This window comes from Ferrovibrio sp. GW821-FHT12F09 (assembly GCF_058806775.1).
This window is the reverse complement of record NZ_JBXAPZ010000002.1, coordinates 385,451-403,703: the sequence shown is the minus strand read 5'-3', so window position 1 is coordinate 403,703 and position 18,253 is coordinate 385,451. Positions and strand designations below refer to the sequence as shown.

General features: G+C 63.4%; 18 protein-coding genes. 15 read left to right on the top strand and 3 right to left on the bottom strand.

Annotated features, from left to right (window positions below):
- Positions 1 to 4: 4 nt before the first annotated feature.
- Genes AC1ROB_RS14840 through AC1ROB_RS14830 form a run of 3 tightly spaced genes read right to left on the bottom strand, consistent with a single transcriptional unit; the run spans position 5 to position 2,724 of the window.
- Positions 5 to 1,423, bottom strand: a complete 1,419-nt coding sequence (locus tag AC1ROB_RS14840) for an FAD-binding oxidoreductase (RefSeq protein ID WP_492970360.1) — start codon at positions 1,421 to 1,423, stop codon at positions 5 to 7.
- Positions 1,420 to 2,058, bottom strand: coding sequence for a flavin reductase family protein (locus AC1ROB_RS14835; protein ID WP_492970361.1), 639 nt, complete (start codon positions 2,056 to 2,058; stop codon positions 1,420 to 1,422). The genes AC1ROB_RS14840 and AC1ROB_RS14835 overlap by 4 nt, the downstream gene beginning before the upstream one ends.
- Positions 2,059 to 2,064: 6 nt before the next feature.
- A complete protein-coding gene (locus AC1ROB_RS14830) occupies positions 2,065 to 2,724 on the bottom strand; it encodes an aspartate/glutamate racemase family protein (protein WP_492970362.1) in 660 nt (219 codons plus the stop codon).
- Positions 2,725 to 2,890: 166 nt separating this feature from the next.
- Here AC1ROB_RS14830 and AC1ROB_RS14825 point away from each other — a divergent pair, with 166 nt between their 5' ends.
- From AC1ROB_RS14825 to nirD, 15 genes are all read left to right on the top strand, one after another.
- On the top strand, positions 2,891 to 3,826 hold the full coding sequence (locus tag AC1ROB_RS14825) for a LysR substrate-binding domain-containing protein (protein WP_492970363.1): 936 nt from the start codon (positions 2,891 to 2,893) through the stop codon (positions 3,824 to 3,826).
- A gap of 135 nt (positions 3,827 to 3,961) precedes the next feature.
- The gene (hydA, locus tag AC1ROB_RS14820) at positions 3,962 to 5,428 is read left to right on the top strand and encodes a dihydropyrimidinase (RefSeq protein ID WP_492970364.1); all 1,467 of its coding nucleotides are present in this window, start codon (positions 3,962 to 3,964) and stop codon (positions 5,426 to 5,428) included.
- Positions 5,425 to 6,375, top strand: coding sequence for an N-carbamoyl-D-amino-acid hydrolase (locus AC1ROB_RS14815; protein WP_492970365.1), 951 nt, complete (start codon positions 5,425 to 5,427; stop codon positions 6,373 to 6,375). Before hydA ends, AC1ROB_RS14815 begins: the two co-directional genes overlap by 4 nt.
- A 54-nt stretch (positions 6,376 to 6,429) precedes the next feature.
- Positions 6,430 to 7,278 (top strand): transporter substrate-binding domain-containing protein, encoded by an 849-nt coding sequence (locus AC1ROB_RS14810; RefSeq protein ID WP_492970366.1) that lies wholly within the window; start codon positions 6,430 to 6,432, stop codon positions 7,276 to 7,278.
- A 19-nt stretch (positions 7,279 to 7,297) separates the two neighbouring features.
- Positions 7,298 to 8,047 (top strand): amino acid ABC transporter ATP-binding protein, encoded by a 750-nt coding sequence (locus AC1ROB_RS14805; RefSeq protein ID WP_492970367.1) that lies wholly within the window; start codon positions 7,298 to 7,300, stop codon positions 8,045 to 8,047.
- Positions 8,048 to 8,057: 10 nt separating this feature from the next.
- Complete coding sequence (locus tag AC1ROB_RS14800; RefSeq protein ID WP_492970368.1) at positions 8,058 to 8,738, top strand: amino acid ABC transporter permease; 681 nt, start codon at positions 8,058 to 8,060, stop codon at positions 8,736 to 8,738.
- A 10-nt stretch (positions 8,739 to 8,748) separates the two neighbouring features.
- Complete coding sequence (locus AC1ROB_RS14795) at positions 8,749 to 9,423, top strand: amino acid ABC transporter permease (protein WP_492970369.1); 675 nt, start codon at positions 8,749 to 8,751, stop codon at positions 9,421 to 9,423.
- An 80-nt stretch (positions 9,424 to 9,503) separates the two neighbouring features.
- A complete protein-coding gene (locus AC1ROB_RS14790; protein WP_492970370.1) occupies positions 9,504 to 9,917 on the top strand; it encodes a DUF3830 family protein in 414 nt (137 codons plus the stop codon).
- Between the two features lie 173 nt (positions 9,918 to 10,090).
- Positions 10,091 to 10,678 (top strand): ANTAR domain-containing response regulator, encoded by a 588-nt coding sequence (locus AC1ROB_RS14785; protein ID WP_492970372.1) that lies wholly within the window; start codon positions 10,091 to 10,093, stop codon positions 10,676 to 10,678.
- A 350-nt stretch (positions 10,679 to 11,028) separates the two neighbouring features.
- Positions 11,029 to 12,327: a CmpA/NrtA family ABC transporter substrate-binding protein gene (locus tag AC1ROB_RS14780; RefSeq protein ID WP_492970373.1), complete on the top strand. Its 1,299-nt coding sequence runs from the start codon at positions 11,029 to 11,031 to the stop codon at positions 12,325 to 12,327.
- Positions 12,328 to 12,343: 16 nt separating this feature from the next.
- Positions 12,344 to 13,240 (top strand): nitrate ABC transporter permease, encoded by an 897-nt coding sequence (gene ntrB, locus AC1ROB_RS14775; protein WP_492970374.1) that lies wholly within the window; start codon positions 12,344 to 12,346, stop codon positions 13,238 to 13,240.
- Positions 13,241 to 13,251: 11 nt separating this feature from the next.
- Positions 13,252 to 14,565, top strand: a complete 1,314-nt coding sequence (locus AC1ROB_RS14770) for a CmpA/NrtA family ABC transporter substrate-binding protein (RefSeq protein WP_492970375.1) — start codon at positions 13,252 to 13,254, stop codon at positions 14,563 to 14,565.
- 10 nt (positions 14,566 to 14,575) lie between these two features.
- Positions 14,576 to 15,376, top strand: coding sequence for an ABC transporter ATP-binding protein (locus AC1ROB_RS14765; RefSeq protein WP_492970376.1), 801 nt, complete (start codon positions 14,576 to 14,578; stop codon positions 15,374 to 15,376).
- Between the two features lie 46 nt (positions 15,377 to 15,422).
- The gene (gene nirB / locus AC1ROB_RS14760) at positions 15,423 to 17,876 is read left to right on the top strand and encodes a nitrite reductase large subunit NirB (protein WP_492970377.1); all 2,454 of its coding nucleotides are present in this window, start codon (positions 15,423 to 15,425) and stop codon (positions 17,874 to 17,876) included.
- Positions 17,877 to 17,897: 21 nt separating this feature from the next.
- The gene (gene nirD, locus AC1ROB_RS14755; protein WP_492970378.1) at positions 17,898 to 18,251 is read left to right on the top strand and encodes a nitrite reductase small subunit NirD; all 354 of its coding nucleotides are present in this window, start codon (positions 17,898 to 17,900) and stop codon (positions 18,249 to 18,251) included.
- The last annotated feature ends 2 nt before the right edge of the window (positions 18,252 to 18,253 follow it).

Here is an 18,253-nt window from a genome sequence, read left to right as displayed (position 1 = left end):
GCGGTTATGTTTGGAGCAGTTTGCCCGGGTTGAGAATATTGCGGCTGTCGAACAGCGCCTTGATGTCATGCATCATCTGCAGCGCAACAGCGGGCTTGTAGCGCGGCAGCTCGTCGCGGCGGAGCTGGCCGACGCCATGCTCGGCGCTGATGCTGCCGCGATAGCGCTCGACCAGGTCATGCACCACGGCATTGAGCGGTCCGGTGAGGGCGTAGAAGTCGTCGTCGTTCATATGCGGCGCGCGCTGCAGGTTGTAATGCAGGTTGCCGTCGCCCAGATGGCCGAAGACCAGAAAATTAAGACCGGGGAAGGCGGCTTCGACGGCGGTTTCACACTCATCCATGAAGGCGGCAAGCCTTCCGATGGGCAGCGCGATATCATGCTTGATGGTCTTGCCGGCCCGCACCTGCGCTTCCGAGATGCCTTCGCGCAGGCGCCACAGGGTTTTTGCCTGTTCCTGGCTCTGGGCGATCACCGCATCCGTGGCCTCGCCGGCCTCGACCGCCTCGGCCAGGACGCTTTCCAGCAGGCCGCCAAGATCGGCGGATGCATCGGCATCGCTCAACTCGGCCAGAACCACGGCCGGCGGGACGGCTGCAAAGGGCGATACGGTCCCGGTCACATGCTGCAGCACCAGATCCAGGCAGTTGCGGGTCATGAATTCAAAGGCGGCCAGGCGGTCGCCGGCGCGTGCGCCCAGCCGCACGAAGAGCTTGAGTGCGGCATCGCGATCAGGCAGGGCGACCATGGCGGTGGCGCGCGTCGCGGGGGCGGCATAGAGCTTCAGCACAGCCGCCGTGATGACCCCCAGCGTGCCTTCCGAACCGATGAACAGGTCGCGCAGGTCATAGCCGGTATTGTCCTTGCGCAACCCGCGCAGCCCGTCCCAGATGCGGCCATCGGCCAGCACCACTTCCAGCCCCAGCGCCAGTTCGCGGGTGTTGCCGTAGCGCAGCACGGCGATGCCGCCGGCATTGGTGGCAAGGTTGCCGCCGATGGTGCAACTGCCTTCGGCGCCCAGGCTCAACGGGAAGAACCGTCCGGCTTCGCGCGCCGCGGCCTGGATATTGGCAAGGATGCAGCCGGCATCCACCGTGATGGTGTTGCCGACCGGATCGATCTCACGGATTCTGTTGAGCCGGCCCAGGCTGAGGATCACCTGCCGGCCGCTGTCGTCCGGCGTGGCGCCGCCGGCCATGCCGGTATTGCCGCCCTGTGGGATAACGGAAACGCGCGCCTCGTTGCAGCAGCGCAGCACGGCCGCGACTTCCGCGGTATCGGCCGGCCGCACCACCGCCAGGGCGCGGCCGCGATATTTCTTCAGCCAATCGACAACATAAGCCGCCTGATCGGCATCTGCGGTCAGCACATGGGCCGGACCGACGATACCTTTCAGTTGAGCCAGAAATGCCGCGTCGCTCATGTCTTGCGGGCCTGCCATTCGGCCACGGTCATGCGCGGAATCTCGAACCGGTCACGGGTGCGGGTGTACCAGCCGGCGCCGTGCATGCGGCCGACCAGATCGAGAGCATCGGGATCGACATGCAGCTTGTCGTCGATGGCGCCATCGGCGATATGCAGATGCACGATCTCGCCCGTCACCAGGCTGCGGTTATAGGGCAGTGCCTGCGTGGCAAAGAGCCGGCATTCGAAGCTGACCGGCGACTCTGCGATGCCCGGCACGGCGATCTGTTTGGAGTCGCGCGGCGTGAAGCCGGCAGCCTCGAATTCGCTGACGCCTTCGGGAAAATCGATGGCACTGGCCACCATGGCTTCCGCGATGGCATGGCTGACCAGGTTCACCACGAATTCGCCGCGTTCAATGATGTTGCGCGCCGTATCCTTGTGCGGCTTGCCGTCGTCGCGCTTGCTGCCCTCGATACCGATCACCAGCAGTGGCGGTGCATTGCTGAAGACATTGAAGAAACTGAACGGTGCGGCATTGGTGCCGCCGTCGGCATTCAGCGTGGATACCAGCGCGATCGGGCGCGGCATCACCGTACTGACCAGCAGCTTGTAGATGCGGTCGGGCGAGAGATCGGCGGCGGCGATGTCCATGCCGGCTTACCAGCCCAGACGCACGCGGCCGAGCGCCATGGTGGTGGCGGCCTGGGTGGGCTCGATCACCGGAATGCCGAGCGCATCCTGCAGCGGGTCGCGGAACACCGCCATGCCGGCGCAGCCCATCACGATGGTATTGGCCTGGCGTTCATCGCGCAGGCGCTTACCGGTATCGATCATGCGTTTCAGCGTGCGTTCGCGATCCGAAAGTTCGGCCACGGTCAGGCCGATGGCCATCTCGCCGGCGAGACGATCCGTGATCCCCATGGCGCCCCAAAGCCGCAGATGGCGCGGGATCGAACCATCGAGAATGGCGATGACGCCGAATTTATGGCCCATGGTCATGGCGGTGAGCGCGCCGCTTTCGGCGATGCCGAGCACTGGCTTGCTGACCGTTTCGCGCACCACATGCATGCCGGGATCGCTGAAACAGGCGATGACGAAGGCGCTGGCTTCGGCTTCCAGCGACTTGGCGAGGCGCGCCAGCGGCAGCGCCACGGACTCCACATCATGCTGGGTCTGGATGCCGGCGGGGCCTTCCTTCAGCGTCAGGCTGCGGATGGCCGGACCGCCGCTGATGCGCAGCGGTTCCAGCGCGGCATCGATGCCGGCGGTGACCGCTTCGTTCGAGTTGGGATTGATCACAATGATGGTGGGCGTCATCGCAGGTCCTCGCAGAAGTCATCGTCAGTCTATGCCAGCCCGGGGCTCCTGTGGGTGGCATGGTCCTTGCGTATTTGTCGCGCGCCCTTAACGCAATGTTATGGGCAGGGCTGATTTTAGGGCATCATGCGATGGCCATAAGAAAATCAGGTCACGGGAGGCCGGTATGTCGTTGAATCTTCGTCAGATCGAGGTGTTTCGCGCGGTGATGAGCACCGGATCGATCAGTGGGGCCTCCAAAGTACTGCATGTGTCGCAGCCTGCCGTCAGCCGTCTGCTGTCCTATACCGAGACCCGGGTCGGTTTTCCGCTGTTCGAACGCATCAAGGGACGGCTCTATGCAACCCCTGAGGCGAAACGCCTGTTCCGCGAGGTCGATCATGTCTACCTCGGCGTGCAGCGGGTGAACGAAGTCGCGCATTCGCTGGCCGAGCGGCGACAGGGCGTGCTGCATGTCGTCTCCAGCCCAAGTATCGGCCATGTGCTGATTCCACAGGCAATCGCCACGCTCTGCGCGCAATACACCGATGCGAAAGTGACCTTCAATTTCCTCAATTACGCGCCGCTGCAGGACCGCCTGCTGAACCACCAGGCCGATATCGGCGTGATCAGCACGCCGATCGAGCATCCCAATCTGGAGACCAAACCGCTGGGCCAGAGCCCGGTCTGCTGCGTCTGCCCGGAAGATCACCCGCTGACGCAGAAGGCCATGCTGACTCTGGCCGACCTGCAGGATTATCCGCTGGTCGCCTATGACCGCGAGACGCCGTATGGCCGCATGGTGGCGCAGATGTATCATCGCGCCGGTTTGCCGCTGAAAACCACCATCGAGGTCGGGTCGCCGCAAAGCGCCTGCGCGCTGGTGCAGGCGGGGGCGGGCATCGCGCTGATCGACGAATTCTCGCTGCACAACTGGCCAAACGGCCATCTGGTGATGCGCCCGGTGGTCGACGCGCCGGTGATGATGGCGAACCTGGCCTTCCTGCGCTTCGAGCCGATGTCGCAGCTGGCGCAATCCTTTGTCAAAATCCTGCGCAAGCTGATGGCCGTGAACGGATTTTCGCTGCAGGACGAACTGCCGGAACGAGCCGTCCGGCACTGACGCGGGGTGCGCTTCTGGGCCCATAACATCGTGTTAAGGGCGGATGACAAACCGGCATGAGACATTCTGGTGCTGCATTGCGAGAATTTCGCTTCCGGAGCGCTGAATCGTCTATCCAGCTTTTGAGTGGGGCGCATGAGTGATTTCGATCTGGTGGTGCGCAATGGCCGCGTCGCCACCGCGAGCGATGTATTCGAAGCTGATATTGGCGTGCGCGACGGCGTGATTGCCGCCGTGGGAAAAGGGCTCGGGCCCGGCAAGCGCGAGATCGACGCCGCCGGTCGCTGGGTGTTGCCCGGTGGCATCGACAGTCACTGCCATGTGGAGCAGCTGTCGGGCATGGGCGTCATGTGCGCCGACGATTTCTATTCCGCCACGGTCTCGGCCGCCTTTGGCGGCACCACCACCATCATTCCCTTCGCCGCCCAGCACCGCGAGATGAAAATCCCCGAGGTGGTGGCCGATTACGGCCGGCTGGCGCGCGAGAAGGCGGTGATCGATTACGGCTTCCATCTGATCCTGGCCAATCCCGACGATACGGCGCTGCAGACCGACCTGCCGCAGGCGATCCGCGACGGCATCACCTCGCTCAAGGTCTATATGACCTATGACAAGCTGCGGCTGGACGATCACCAGCTGCTGGATGTGCTGTCGGTGGCGGCGCGCGAGCAGGCACTGGTGATGGTGCATGCCGAGAATCACGACATGATCCGCTGGCTGGCCCATCGCCTGCTGGAGCAGGGCCACACGGCACCGAAATTCCATGCCGTCGCCCATGACCCGATTGCCGAGAGCGAGGCGACCAACCGCGCCATCGCGCTGTCGCGCCTGTTGGGCGTACCGCTGCTGATCGTGCATGTCTCCGCCCAGGAGGCGATCAATACCATCCGGCGCGCCAAGACGCGCGGCGCGGCCGTCTATGCCGAAACCTGCCCGCAATATCTGTTCCTGACCGCCGAGGACCTGGATCGTCAGGGCCTGGATGGCGCCATGTTCTGCTGCTCGCCGCCGCCGCGCGACAAGGAATCGCAGGAAGCGGTCTGGGCCGGCATGAAGGACGGGACGCTGCTGACCTATTCTTCGGATCACGCGCCCTATCGTTTTGACAAGAGCGGCAAGCTGCCCAAGGGCGATGCCACCACCTTCAAGGAAATGGCCAATGGTGTGCCCGGCATCGAGCTGCGCCTGCCGCTGCTGTTCTCGGAAGGCGTCATGGCCGGCCGCATCACCATTCAGGAATTCGTGGCGCTGACTGCCACCAACCATGCCGCCATGTATGGCCTCACGGGCCGCAAGGGCGTGATCGCTGTCGGCGCGGATGCGGATATCGGCATCTGGAACCCGGAACGCGAAATCACCGTGACGGCATCAATGCTGCACGACAATGTCGGCTACACGCCCTATGAGGGCCGTCAGTTGAAGGGCTGGCCCGAGATCGTGATCAGCCGCGGCCGCGTGGTGGTCGAGAACAACACACTGAATGCCGAGCGCGGCTCCGGCCAGTTCCTGAAGCGCAAGCCCTCCGACATGCTGGCCAACCCGACCGGCATCTCGGCCGCTGTCGCGCGCCAGATGCTGCGCAGCCTGGTGGGCATGCCATGAGCGGCCTGAAACGCCCTTACGGCATTGCCGTCGCCCAGCTCGGGCCGATCAATCTGGCCGACAGTCGGGCGGCCGTGGTCAAGCGCCTGATCGCGCTGCTGCGCGAAGCCCATGGCCGCGGCGCGAAATTCGTGGTCTTCCCCGAACTGGCGCTCACGACGTTCTTCCCGCGCTACTGGATGAGCGAAGACGAAGCGGTCGAGCGTTTCTTCGAACGCAGCATGCCTGGCCCGGAAACCAAACCGCTGTTCGATCTGGCCGCTGAATTCAAGATCGGTTTCTACCTCGGCTATGCCGAGATCACGCCGGACGGCCGCCGCTTCAACACCGCGATCCTGACCGACGAGAACGCCAAGATCGTCGGGCGCTACCGCAAGATCCATCTGCCCGGGCATTCGCATCATATCGAGACCGCGCCGTTCCAGCATCTGGAGAAGAAGTTCTTCGAGGTCGGCAACGAGGGCTTCAAGGTCTGGGAAACGCTGGGCGCCCGCATCGGCATGTGCATCTGCAACGACCGCCGCTGGGCCGAGACTTATCGCGTGATGGGCCTGCAGAGCGCCGAGATCGTGGCGCTGGGCTACAACACCCCGAGCTGGAACATCCACTGGTCCGAGCCGCCGCATCTGCGCATGTTCCATCACCTGCTCTCCTTGCAGGGCAATGCCTACCAGAACGGCATCTGGGTGGCGGCAGCGGCCAAATGCGGCAAGGAAGACGGTTTCCACATGATCGGCGGTTCGGCCATCGTGTCGCCCACCGGCGAGATCACGGCGTTCGCGCAGAGCGAGGAAGACGAGCTGATCTTCACCAATGCGGATCTCAGCATCGGCGAGACCTTCCGCGAGCATGTGTTCAACTTCGCCAAACACCGCCGGCCCGAGCATTACAGCCTGATCATCGAGCGCACCGGCGCCGGCGCGCCGCTCGGCACGGCACCGGACTGAAACTTGCAAGGACCAGTTCACGCTTTCCATCCATCATCCAACAAGGGGGTTGTCATGACGTATCGCATATTGAACCGGGGGCTCGTCGCCGCCGTTGCCGTGGCCTTTGCCACCCTGAGCCTGCCGGCTCTGGCCCAGACGCTGAAGACCGGCATCGATGCCACCTTCGCCCCGCATGCCATGGCCAAGCTGGGCGGCGGCCTGCAGGGCTTCAACATCGATCTCGGCGAAGAGCTGGCCAAGAAGCTGGGCAAGAAGATCGATATCGAGGGTACGGAATTCTCCGCTCTGATCCCCGGCCTGAATGCCAAGAAGTATGACTTCGTGATCGCGCCGGTGACGGTGACGCCCGAGCGTTCTAAGAACATGCTGTTCAGCGACGGCTATCTCAATACCGACTATGGCTTCGTGCAGAAGAAGAGCACGCCCGACATCAAGACGGTGGAAGACCTCAAGGGCAAGACCATCACCGTCAACAAGGGTTCGGCCTACGAAAACTGGGCGCGTGACAATGCCGAGAAGCTTGGCTTCAAGTATGACGTCTTCGGTACCAATGCCGATGCCGTGCAGGCGGTGCTGGCCGGTCGCGCCGATGCCAACATGTCGGGCAACACCTCCAGCGCCTGGTCGGCCAAGCAGAATCCCGACCTAAAGGCCACGCTGGTGATCTCCACCGGCCTGGTCTGGGCGATGGCCTTCCGCCTGGACGACAAGGCGCTGCGCAACGAGCTCTCCATGGCCATCAAGTGCATGAAGCAGGATGGCAGCCTGGCCAAGATCGTCGAGAAGTGGCTGGGCGAGAAGCCGAAGCCGGGTTCGGCTGCCGCCACCATCACGGCCGGCTTCGGTGTGCCGGGCATGGAAGGCTACGATCCGACGGAAACCCCGCTGAAGTGCTCGTAAGCATTTGCTGGCAAGGTAAATGAGTCCGTCACCGATCCTGGAGCTCGTAGGCCTGCACAAGGCCTACGGCTCCCTCGATGTCCTGCGTGGGATCGATCTGCGGATCTGGCCCGGTGAGATGGTTTGCGTCATCGGGCCGTCCGGTTCGGGCAAGAGCAGCATGCTGCGCTGCTGCAACCGGCTGGAAGAGTCGACGGGCGGGCAGGTGGTGGTCGATGGCATCGACATCACCCGCACCGATGTCGATATCAACCAGGTGCGCCAGCATATCGGCATGGTGTTCCAGAGCTTCAATCTCTATCCGCATCTGACAGCGCTGGGCAATGTCGCGCTGGCGCTGCGCAAGGTGCAGGGCAAGTCGAAGGCCGAGGCCGAGACGCTTGCCATGGCGGCGCTGGAGCGTGTCGGTCTGGCCGACAAGGCCAGGGTGCATCCGGCGCAGCTTTCGGGCGGCCAGCAGCAGCGCGTCGGCATCGCGCGTGCCATCGTGCTGCAGCCCAAGCTGATCCTGTTCGATGAACCAACCAGCGCGCTCGACCCGGAAACCGTGGGCGAGGTGCTCAAGGTGATGCGCCAGCTGCGCGAAGCCGGCATGACCATGCTGGTGGTCACTCACGAAATGGGGTTTGCCCGCGCGGCGGCCGATCGCGTCATCTTCATGGATGGCGGCGTGATTGTGGAGCAGGGGCCGCCGGCCGAGGTTTTCGGCGCGCCGCAGCACGAGCGTACCAAGGCTTTCCTGTCGCGCTATAACGGCGCCGCCGAATGAGCCTTCGGCCATGACCGATCTCGAACGGTTCATCCATACCTTCTTCAATCTGGAGGTGGCGGCGAAATACTGGCCCGATCTGCTGAAAGGTCTGGGTGTCACCGCCGGTGTCGGCGTGCTGGTTGCCATCAGCGGCCTGGCCTTCGGCGTGGTGCTGGCGGTGCTGCGCGCTCTGCAGATCCGGCCGCTGTCGCTGCTGATCATCGCCTTTGCCGATATCATGCGGGCCCTGCCGCCGCTGGTGCTGATGATCATCTTCTTCTTTGCCTTTCCGCTGATCGGCATGCCGATGAACGCCTTTGCCACGGTCTGGCTGGCGCTGTCGCTGGTGCTGGCCGCCTATGCCGAGGAAAGCATCTGGGGCGGCATCCTGGCGTTGCCGCGCGGCCAGTCGGAAGCGGCGCGCTCCACCGGTCTCACCTGGTGGCACACCATGACGGCGGTGATCCTGCCGCAGGCCTTCCGCATCGCCGTGCCGCCGCTGACCAACCGCGTGATCGCGATCAGCAAGAATGTGGCGCTCGGCTCGGTGGTGGCGCTGAACGAGGTACTGAACGAGGCGCAGTCGGCCAGCAGCAATTCGGGCAATCCCACGCCGCTGACCATGGCGGCGGCGGCCTATCTGCTGCTGTTCATTCCGATCCTCTATGCGGCGCGGCGGCTGGAAACCCGCTGGCAGTGGAAAGTCTGAGGCACGCACCATGGACGCACTGCTGCGCAACTTCTTCAATATCGACGTCTTCATCCAGGTCTTTCCCTATCTGCTGCAGGGCCTGTTCACCACGCTGTGGCTGTCGGCGCTGGTGATTCCGCTCGGCCTGATCGGCGGTCTGGCGGTGGCGCTGATCGGCACCCAGAGCGAAAGCCGGCTGGTGCGGTTCCTGGTGGCCGCCTATGTCGATGTGTTCCGCGCGCTGCCGCCGCTGGTGCTGCTGATCTTCATCTATTTCGGCACGCCCTTCCTCGGCCTCGACATCCCCAAGCTGCTGGCGGTGGCGCTCGGCTTCCTGCTCAACAATTCGAGCTATTACGGCGAGGTCTTCCGCGCCGGCCTGCTCAGCGTGCCGCAGGGCCAGATGGAAGCGGCGCGCTCCACCGGTCTGAGCCGGATGCAGGCGCTGGCCTATGTGATCGTGCCGCAGGCGACGCGCAACGTGCTGCCCGATCTGGTCGGCAACAGCATCGAGGTGGTGAAGCTGACCACCATCGCCAGCGTGGTGGCGCTGCCCGAACTGCTGCGGGTGGCGCGCGATGCACAGGCCCTGCTGTTCAATCCGTCGCCGGTGGTGCTGGCGGCGCTGATCTACCTGGCGATCCTGTGGCCGCTGGTGCGCTGGCTCAGCCGGCTGGAGCACAAGAATATGGTGGCGCGCTGAAGCCTGCGGCTCTTGCCGGTGCGCCGGTTCCCGGCTAAGCAGGCAGCCAACGTCTTGCCTACCATTCCGGGAGAAACCGCATGACCAAGCTTCGGATCACGGCCGGTGATTTCGTCTTCGGCGCCAAGTTCGAGGAAGAAGCCGCGCCCAAGACCTGCGCGAAATTCCGCAGCCTGCTGCCCTATAACGAGAAGATCATCCATGTGCGGTGGAGCGGCGAGGGCTGCTGGATCCCGCTCGGCGATCTCGACCTCGGCCTCGGCTACGAAAACCACACCAGCTATCCGGCGCCGGGCCAGATCATCCTGTATCCGGGCGGGATCAGCGAGACCGAGATTCTGCTGGCCTATGGCGGCGTGCATTTCGCCTCCAAGATGGGCCAGCTGGCTGGCAACCATTTCATCACCATCACCGAGGGGCTGGAGAACCTGATGCCGCTCGGCAAGTCGGTGCTGTGGAAGGGCGCCCAGTCGATCCGCTTCGAACTGGCCTGAACCAGCCGGCACGGATTTCACAGGCAGGGCCGCGGAATACCGCGGCCCTTTCGCTTTCTGCCTTGGTTTATCGCCACTTGGCAGGTTGCCGTTTTCCAACCTGCCGAAACGGTATGCATCTTGCTTAGTATTGGGGCGGGCGCGCCGTGGAAGGCGCGCGGTGGGATGGATTTGTGGCTGGCGTACGCATTCTTCTGATCGACGAGGACCCGGAACGCGCGGTGGTTCTGGCCGAGGCCCTGCAGGGCCAGGGCTACGACCTCGTGGCGCAGCTGGCCCCGCGCGACCTGAGCGCAAAACGGGTGCAGGAGATTGCGCCCGACGTGATCATCGTCGACATGGAATCGCCCAGCCGCGACACCATCGAAAGCATGCGCCAGATCAACGCCGACCAGCCGCGGCCGATCGTGATGTTCGTCGACCAGTCCGACGAGACCATGATCAATCAGGCCATGCAGGCCGGGGTTTCGGCCTACATCATCGATGGCCTGAACGTGAACCGGGTGAAGCCCATCCTTGATGTGGCGATTGCCCGCTTCCGTGAATTCCAGGCGCTGCGCGACGAGTTGAAAAAGACCAAGGCGACGCTCAACGAGCGCAAGACCATCGAACGGGCCAAGGGCATGCTGATGAAGGAGCGTGGCCTGAGCGAAGAGGACGCCTATGCGGCCCTGCGCAAGCTGGCTATGGACCGCCAGCAAAGGCTGGCCGATGTGGCCGAAACCCTGCTGGCTTTCGCCGATCTCCTGAAAAGCAAATAGGGCAGTCCGGCTGCCCTTTTGCGCAGCACTACAGGGCAGTCGCCCGATTTATGTGCAGTGCAGCAATCGCAACCCGACTCGGCCATCCGGTCTATATCCTTGAAAAGCCGATAAAATCCGCACGGACCGGGACTGGCATGCTTCATGCTTTGTTAAACGTGACTTCCGGCTGCAATGGCGCAGTCGGTCCATAGTTCCGACCTCCCAGCCAAGGCCTCCCCAGGCAAACGCTGATCGGTCGCGAAACGGACAATGGCGTCCGGCAATGCGGTCCCGCAAGGGGCCTCGATTGTCGGGCGCTTTTTTTATGGCCGCGGACAGGGCGCGGGACACAAAAGGAGGGGTTCTACATGGTTGCGAAGTCCAAGGGTTTTAATCGTCGTCAGCTGTTCAAGGGCGCCACGGGTGCTGCGGCATTGATGGCAGCGGCCCGTATTCAGTTCCCCGGCGGCGCGTTCGCGCAGGCCGCCGGCCCGGAAGTGAAGGGCACCAAGCTCGGCTATATCGCGCTGACGGACTCGTCGCCGCTGATCATCGCCAAGGAGAAGGGCATCTTCGCCAAGTATGGCCTACCTGACATGGTGATCGACAAGCAGGCTTCCTGGGGCGCGACGCGCGACAATATCGAGCTGGGCGAGGCCGGCGGCGGCATCACCGGCGCGCATATCCTGACGCCGATGCCCTATCTGATGGCCGCGGGCAAGATCACCAAGTCCAAGATTCCGATGGCGATGCTGGCGCGCCTGAACACCAACGGCCAGGCGATCTCGGTGTCGAAGGCCTATGCCGACCTCAAGGTGACCTCCGACGCCAAGGCGCTCGGCGTCGCCTTCCGCAAGGCCAAAGCCGAAGGCAAGGACATCAAGTGTGCGATGACCTTCCCGGGCGGCACCCATGACATGTGGATCCGTTACTGGCTTGCCGCCAACGGCATCGATCCGGAGAAGGATGTCTCGACCATCACCGTGCCGCCTCCGCAGATGGTGGCGAATATGAAGGTCAATACCATGGAAGCCTTCTGCGTCGGCGAGCCCTGGCCGTCGCAGCTGGTCAATCAGGATATCGGCTATACCGCGCTCACCACCGGCGAACTGTGGAAGGACCATCCGGAGAAATCGCTCAGTCTGCGCGCCGACTGGGTGGAGAAGAACCCGAAGGCGGCCAAGGCCATCCTGATGGCGACACTGGAAGCCCAGCAGTGGTGCGACAAGACCGAGAACAAGGCCGAGCTGTGCAAGATCGTCGGTGGTCGCGATTGGTTCAAGGTGCCGGTGGAAGACATCCTCGATCGCCAGACCGGCAAGATCGATTACGGCAACGGCCGCAAGGTGACCGTGGGTCCGGAAAGCCCGCTGGTGATGAAGTTCTGGCGCGACTTCGCGTCCTATCCGTTCCAGAGCCATGAGCTTTGGTTCATCACCGAGAATATCCGCTGGGGCTACCTGCCCGGCGATACGGATGCCAAGGCGCTGATCGGCCAGGTCAACCGCGAAGACCTGTGGCGCGATGCGGCCAAGACACTGGGTGTGGCCGCGGCCGACATTCCGGCCTCGACCTCGCGCGGCAAGGAAACCTTCTTCGACGGCAAGGTCTTCGATCCGGCCGATCCGGCTGGGTATCTGAAGAGCCTCGCCATCACCCGCGTCTGAACTCCAGGGTGATCTGATGTCTGCTCACGACAAGGAGCTGTCCATGGCCATCAAGACCGATGTGCTGAGCAAGGCGGAACTGGGGGGCGGCGAGAGTATTCTCGCCGCCCTGTATCCGCGTGTGCTGAGCGGCCTGCATTTCATCGCCACACGCGTTCTGCCGCCGCTGCTGTTCCTTGCGCTGCTTGGCGTCATCTGGGAAGTCGCCTGTTCCGGCCCGAAGGCCACACTGCCGCCGCCGTCCAAAGTGGTGGCCGATACCTGGGAGCTGATCATTGATCCCTTCTTCGACAAGGGCGGCCTCAACAAGGGCATGTTCTGGCATCTGGCTTCCAGCCTGAAGCGTGTCGCCATCGGCTTCTCGTTGGCGGCGGTCGCCGGTATTGCACTGGGCGTGCTGATCGGCCAGTCGACGCTGGCTTTCCGCGGCCTCGATCCGATCTTCCAGGTTCTGCGTACCGTGCCGCCGCTGGCTTGGCTGCCGCTGTCGCTGGCGGCCTTCCGCCATGCGGATCCTTCGGCCATCTTCGTCATCACCATCACGGCGATCTGGCCGATCATCCTCAATACCGCGGTCGGCATCCGCAATATTCCGCAGGATTACCGCAATGTGTCGCGGGTGCTGCGGCTCAACGGTCTTGAATTCTTCTACAAGATCATGCTGCCGGCCACCGTGCCGTTCATGTTCACCGGCCTGAAGATCGGCATCGGTCTCAGCTGGCTCGCCATCGTGGCCGCGGAAATGCTGATCGGCGGCGTCGGGATCGGCTTCTTCATCTGGGATGCCTGGAACAGCTCGCTGATCAGCGAGATCATCCTGGCGCTCATCTATGTCGGTCTGGTCGGCTTCATGCTCGACCGCCTGATCGGCTTCATCGGCAGCCGCATCGGCGGCTACACCTCGGCGCAGTAGGAGCTGCAGGTATGGCACGCCACCCGGGGAAGAAGGCTGTGAGGGCCGTCAGTACGGCGGCCCCGACCGCCCTGCGGATCGGTTTCATCGCGCTGACCGATTGCGCGCCGCTGATCGTTGCCAAAGAGAAGGGCTTTTTCGAGCGCCATGGCCTGGATGTCACCCTGCAGCGCGAGCCCTCCTGGGCCAATATGCGCGACAAGGTGGCGCTGGGGGCACTCGACGCCGCCCATATGCTGGCGCCGATGCCGCTGGCCGCCACATTGGGCGCCGGTGGCTGGAAGAAGCCGCAGATCACGTCGTTTGCGCTGAACCTGAACGGCAATGCCGTGACGATCTCGGCCAAATTGTGGAATCGCCTGCTGGAGGCCGAGCCAGCCCTGCTGCACGACCGGCATGAGGCCGGCAATGTGCTGCGCCGTCTGATCGCCGCGGACCGCAAGGCCGGCCGCGACAAGCTCACCTTCGCCACCGTGTTCAATTATTCTTCGCATCAGATCCAGCTGCGGTACTGGCTGGCTTCGGCCGGCATCGATCCGGATCGCGATGTGCAGCTGGTGGTGGTGCCGCCGCCGCAGATGACGGATCGCCTGGCGGCCGGCGAGATCGATGGCTTCTGCGTTGGCGATCCGTGGAATTCCCTGGCGGTGCTCCGCGGCGTCGGCCGCATCCTGATCTCGGGCTATGAAATCTGGAACAATCGTATCGAAAAGGTGATCGGCTGCAATCGCGAGTGGGTGGAACGGAATCCGCTCACGCACAAGCTGATGCTGATGGCCCTGATCGAAGCGGCCGAATGGCTCGACCGGCCGGAGAACCGTCTGGAAGGCGTCGAGATCATGGCGCGCCCCGAGTATATCGGTCCGGAAGCGGCGGAAGCGATCCGGCTCGGCATGCTGGGCGTAGTGCGTTACGGCCTCGATGTCAGCCCCGAGCATATGCCCGATTTCATCGTCTTCGGCCGTTATGCGGCGAACTTCCCTTGGCGCAGCCAGGCCGAATGGTACCTGAGCGAGATGCAGCGCTGGAAGCTGATCGATCCCGGCACCGATATCGCCGCCGTGGCCGATGCGGTTTATCGCACCGATCTCTATCGCGAGGCCGCCGCCGCTCTGGATCGCCCGTTCCCGCTGATCGATCGCAAGCCGGAAGGCCTGCATGCCGGTCCCTGGACTCTGGCCCAGGCCAGCGCGCCGATCGAGATGGGCGCCGATCTCTTTTTCGATGGCTCGTATGTGTCTTCGGCACGCCCGCTGGCGCCGGCCGTCACCCGTGAACCCCAGACCACCACCGTCGCCAAGCGACGCCCCAGCGCGAATCAATAGGAGTGCCAGCATGACTGCCTATCTCAGCATCGAAGACGTCGGCATGACCTTCAAGGGCGCCAATGGCCCCTTCATCGCGCTGCGCGATATCAAGCTGGAGATCAATAGCGGTGAATATGTCGCCCTGATCGGCCATTCCGGCTGCGGCAAGTCGACCCTGCTCAACATCGTTGCCGGCCTGCAGCGCGCCACCACCGGTGGCGTATTGCTGGAGGCGAAGGAAGTGACCGATCCCGGCCCCGACCGTGCCGTGGTGTTCCAGAATCACTCGCTGCTGCCCTGGCTGACCGTGTACGACAATGTACGTCTGGCCGTGGACAAGGTGCACAGCAAGACCAAGTCGAAGACCGAGCGCGACGAATGGACCCGGCATAACCTGGCGCTGGTCGGCATGGATCACGCGCTGGACAAGCGCCCGCAGGAAATTTCCGGCGGCATGAAACAGCGCGTGGGGATTGCGCGCGCGCTCGCCATGGAGCCCAAGGTTCTGCTGCTGGACGAACCCTTCGGCGCACTGGACGCGCTCACCCGCGCGACCCTGCAGGATACGGTGATGGACCTGCAGGCCAAGCTGAAGAACACCGTTATCATGATTACCCATGATGTGGACGAGGCCGTGCTGCTGTCCGACCGCGTGGTGATGATGACCAACGGGCCGGCCGCCACCATCGGTGAAATCCTCGAGGTCAAGCTGGCGCGGCCGCGCAACCGCCTGGCGCTCGCGACCGATCCGGAATATGCGCGCTGCCGCCAGCAGATCATGGAATTCCTGTATGCGCGCCATCGCGCCCCGGCCGTGCACGCCGCCTGAACAGTTAGAGAGGACGTCGATATGTCTATGCGACGGAGTATGAGCCATGGCTGAGAAAGAGAAACTGGTCATCGTCGGCAACGGCATGGCGCCTGGCCGCATGCTGGAGAAACTGTTCGAGGCCGCTCCGGGCCGTTACGATGTGACGATCTTCAATGCTGAGCCGCGGGTCAATTACGACCGCATCATGCTGTCGCCGGTGCTGTCGGGCGAGAAGACCTATGAGCAGATCGTCATCCATGGCGATGGCTGGTACATCAACAACGGCATTACCCTGCACAAGGGCACCCGCGTCACCGGTATTGACTGCGCAGCGAAGACCATTTCCACGGATAATGGCCTGACCGAGCCTTACGACAAGCTGGTGATTGCCACCGGATCGGTGCCCTTCATCATTCCGGTGCCCGGCCACAAGCTGCCCGGCGTTCTGAGCTATCGCGATCTTGACGATGTCGATGCCATGATCCTGGCCGCCAAAGCGCGTGGCAACGCCGTGGTGATCGGCGGCGGCCTGCTCGGCCTGGAGGCGGCGGCCGGCCTGGCGGAGCAGGGCATGCAGGTGACGGTGCTGCATCTGATGCCGACCCTGATGGAGCGCCAGCTCGATCCGGCGGCCGGCTATCTGCTGAAAAAGGCCATCGAGGAACGTGGCATCAAGGTTCTGACCGGCGCCGATACCAAGGCGATCCTGGGCGAGAAGAAGGTCGAGGGTGTCGAGCTGAAGGACGGCACGGTGATCCCGGCCGACCTGGTGGTCATGGCCGTCGGCATCAAGCCCAATGCCACGGTGGGCAAGGAGGCGGGCCTGACTGTCAACCGCGGCATCGTGGTCGATGACCAGATGCGGACGTCTGACCCGAATATTTTCGCGCTGGGCGAATGCGCCGAACATCGTGGCGCCACCTATGGCCTGGTCGCGCCGCTTTACGATATGGCCGGCGTGCTGGCCAAAACACTGATCGGCGAGCCGGCCGCCTATAACGGCTCAGTCACCGCCACCAAGCTGAAGGTCACCGGCATCAACCTCTACTCGGCCGGCGATTTCGCCGAGGCCAAGGATCGCGAGGAGATCGTGCTGCGCGATGCCAGTCGCGGCGTCTACAAGCGGCTGGTGATCAAGGACCAGCAGATCATTGGCGCCGTGCTCTATGGCGATACCGAGGATGGCGCCTGGTTCTTCCAGCTGCTGCGCGAGCAGAAGGATATCAGCGATCTGCGTGAAACCCTGATCTTCGGTCAGGGTTACGCCGGAGGGTCCCCCCTGGACCCTATGGCGGCCGTTGCAGCCTTGCCGGATGAGGCAGAGATCTGCGGTTGCAACGGCGTGTGCAAAGGCAAGATCGTTTCCGCCATCACCAGCAATGGCCTGACCAGCCTGGAGGAGGTGCGCGCCACCACCAAGGCTTCGGCCTCCTGCGGCTCCTGTACCGGCCTGGTGGAAAAGCTGATCGGCTTCACGCTCGGCGACGGCTACAAGCCGGCCGAAGTGAAAGGCATGTGCGGCTGCACCGATCTCAGCCATGACGATGTGCGCCGGCTGATCGTCGCCAAGGAACTGAAATCGATCCCGGCTGTGATGCAGGAGCTGGAGTGGAAGACCTCCTGCGGCTGCACCAAATGCCGCCCCGCGTTGAACTTTTACCTGATCGCCACCTGGCCCGGCGAATATGTCGATGACAACCAGTCGCGCTTCATCAATGAACGCGCGCACGCCAATATCCAGAAGGATGGCACATACTCCGTCGTTCCGCGCATGTGGGGCGGCGTCACCAGCGCCAAGGAGCTGCGCGCCATCGCCGATGTGGCCGACAAGTTCAATATCCCGACCGTGAAAGTGACGGGCGGCCAGCGCATCGATCTGCTGGGCGTGAAAAAGGAAGACCTGCCCGGTGTCTGGGCCGATCTCAATGCGGCCGGCATGGTCTCGGGTCATGCCTATGCCAAGGGGCTGCGCACGGTGAAGACCTGCGTCGGCACAGAATGGTGCCGCTTCGGCACCCAGGATTCCACCGGCCTGGGCATCAGGCTGGAGAAATACACCTGGGGCAGCTGGACGCCGCATAAGGTCAAGCTTGGCGTCTCGGGCTGCCCGCGCAATTGCGCCGAGGCGACCGTGAAGGATATCGGCATTATCTGCGTCGATTCCGGTTACGAACTGCATATCGCCGGTGCCGCCGGCCTCGAGGTTAAGCAGACTATCCTGTTCCACAAGGTGGAAACCGAGGCCGAGGTTCTGGAATTCACCGGCGCCATCATGCAGCTCTATCGCGAGCAGGCGCATTACCTCGACCGCATTCATAAATGGCTGCATCGCGTTGGTCTCGACACGGTGAAGCAGCAGCTCATCGAGGATGTTGAGCGTCGCAAGGCGCTGTCGGCCCGTTTCGAGTATTCGCAGGTCTTCGCCCAGATCGATCCCTGGGCCCAGCGGGTGGAGGGCGCCTTTGCCCATGAGTACAAGCCGCTGGCCGATCTGCGCGTGGCGCAGGCGGCCGAGTAAGGCGCGTAGGAGAGGCCGGTGATGAAAATGAGCAACGACTGGCTCGATATCGGTACGCTGGATGATATCCCGCAGCGCGGCGCCCGTGTGGTGAAGACCTCGCGTGGCGACATTGCGGTGTTCCGCACCATGGATGACAAGATTTTCGCTCTCGACGACAAATGTCCGCATAAGGGCGGCCCGCTGTCGCAGGGCATAGTGCAGGGCGATGCCGTGAGCTGCCCGCTGCATAACTGGCTGATCGACCTCCGGACCGGCGAGGCCCAGGGCGCCGACGAAGGCTGCACGCGCAGCATCGCCGTACAGCTGAAAGACGGGCGTATTCTGCTGTCCTGGCCGGGAATCGATTCTGGCATGGCAGTACAGGCGGCCTGACA

Bases quoted from the DNA above. Each gene is read 5' to 3' on its own strand.
- AC1ROB_RS14840 (WP_492970360.1), bottom strand. From the start codon at position 1,423: ATGAGCGACGCGGCATTTCTGGCTCAACTGAAAGGTATCGTCGGTCCG.
- AC1ROB_RS14835 (WP_492970361.1), bottom strand. From the start codon at position 2,058: ATGGACATCGCCGCCGCCGATCTCTCGCCCGACCGCATCTACAAGCTG.
- AC1ROB_RS14830 (WP_492970362.1), bottom strand. From the start codon at position 2,724: ATGACGCCCACCATCATTGTGATCAATCCCAACTCGAACGAAGCGGTC.
- AC1ROB_RS14825 (WP_492970363.1), top strand. From the start codon at position 2,891: ATGTCGTTGAATCTTCGTCAGATCGAGGTGTTTCGCGCGGTGATGAGC.
- hydA (WP_492970364.1), top strand. From the start codon at position 3,962: ATGAGTGATTTCGATCTGGTGGTGCGCAATGGCCGCGTCGCCACCGCG.
- AC1ROB_RS14815 (WP_492970365.1), top strand. From the start codon at position 5,425: ATGAGCGGCCTGAAACGCCCTTACGGCATTGCCGTCGCCCAGCTCGGG.
- AC1ROB_RS14810 (WP_492970366.1), top strand. From the start codon at position 6,430: ATGACGTATCGCATATTGAACCGGGGGCTCGTCGCCGCCGTTGCCGTG.
- AC1ROB_RS14805 (WP_492970367.1), top strand. From the start codon at position 7,298: ATGAGTCCGTCACCGATCCTGGAGCTCGTAGGCCTGCACAAGGCCTAC.
- AC1ROB_RS14800 (WP_492970368.1), top strand. From the start codon at position 8,058: ATGACCGATCTCGAACGGTTCATCCATACCTTCTTCAATCTGGAGGTG.
- AC1ROB_RS14795 (WP_492970369.1), top strand. From the start codon at position 8,749: ATGGACGCACTGCTGCGCAACTTCTTCAATATCGACGTCTTCATCCAG.
- AC1ROB_RS14790 (WP_492970370.1), top strand. From the start codon at position 9,504: ATGACCAAGCTTCGGATCACGGCCGGTGATTTCGTCTTCGGCGCCAAG.
- AC1ROB_RS14780 (WP_492970373.1), top strand. From the start codon at position 11,029: ATGGTTGCGAAGTCCAAGGGTTTTAATCGTCGTCAGCTGTTCAAGGGC.
- ntrB (WP_492970374.1), top strand. From the start codon at position 12,344: ATGTCTGCTCACGACAAGGAGCTGTCCATGGCCATCAAGACCGATGTG.
- AC1ROB_RS14770 (WP_492970375.1), top strand. From the start codon at position 13,252: ATGGCACGCCACCCGGGGAAGAAGGCTGTGAGGGCCGTCAGTACGGCG.
- AC1ROB_RS14765 (WP_492970376.1), top strand. From the start codon at position 14,576: ATGACTGCCTATCTCAGCATCGAAGACGTCGGCATGACCTTCAAGGGC.
- nirB (WP_492970377.1), top strand. From the start codon at position 15,423: ATGGCTGAGAAAGAGAAACTGGTCATCGTCGGCAACGGCATGGCGCCT.
- nirD (WP_492970378.1), top strand. From the start codon at position 17,898: ATGAAAATGAGCAACGACTGGCTCGATATCGGTACGCTGGATGATATC.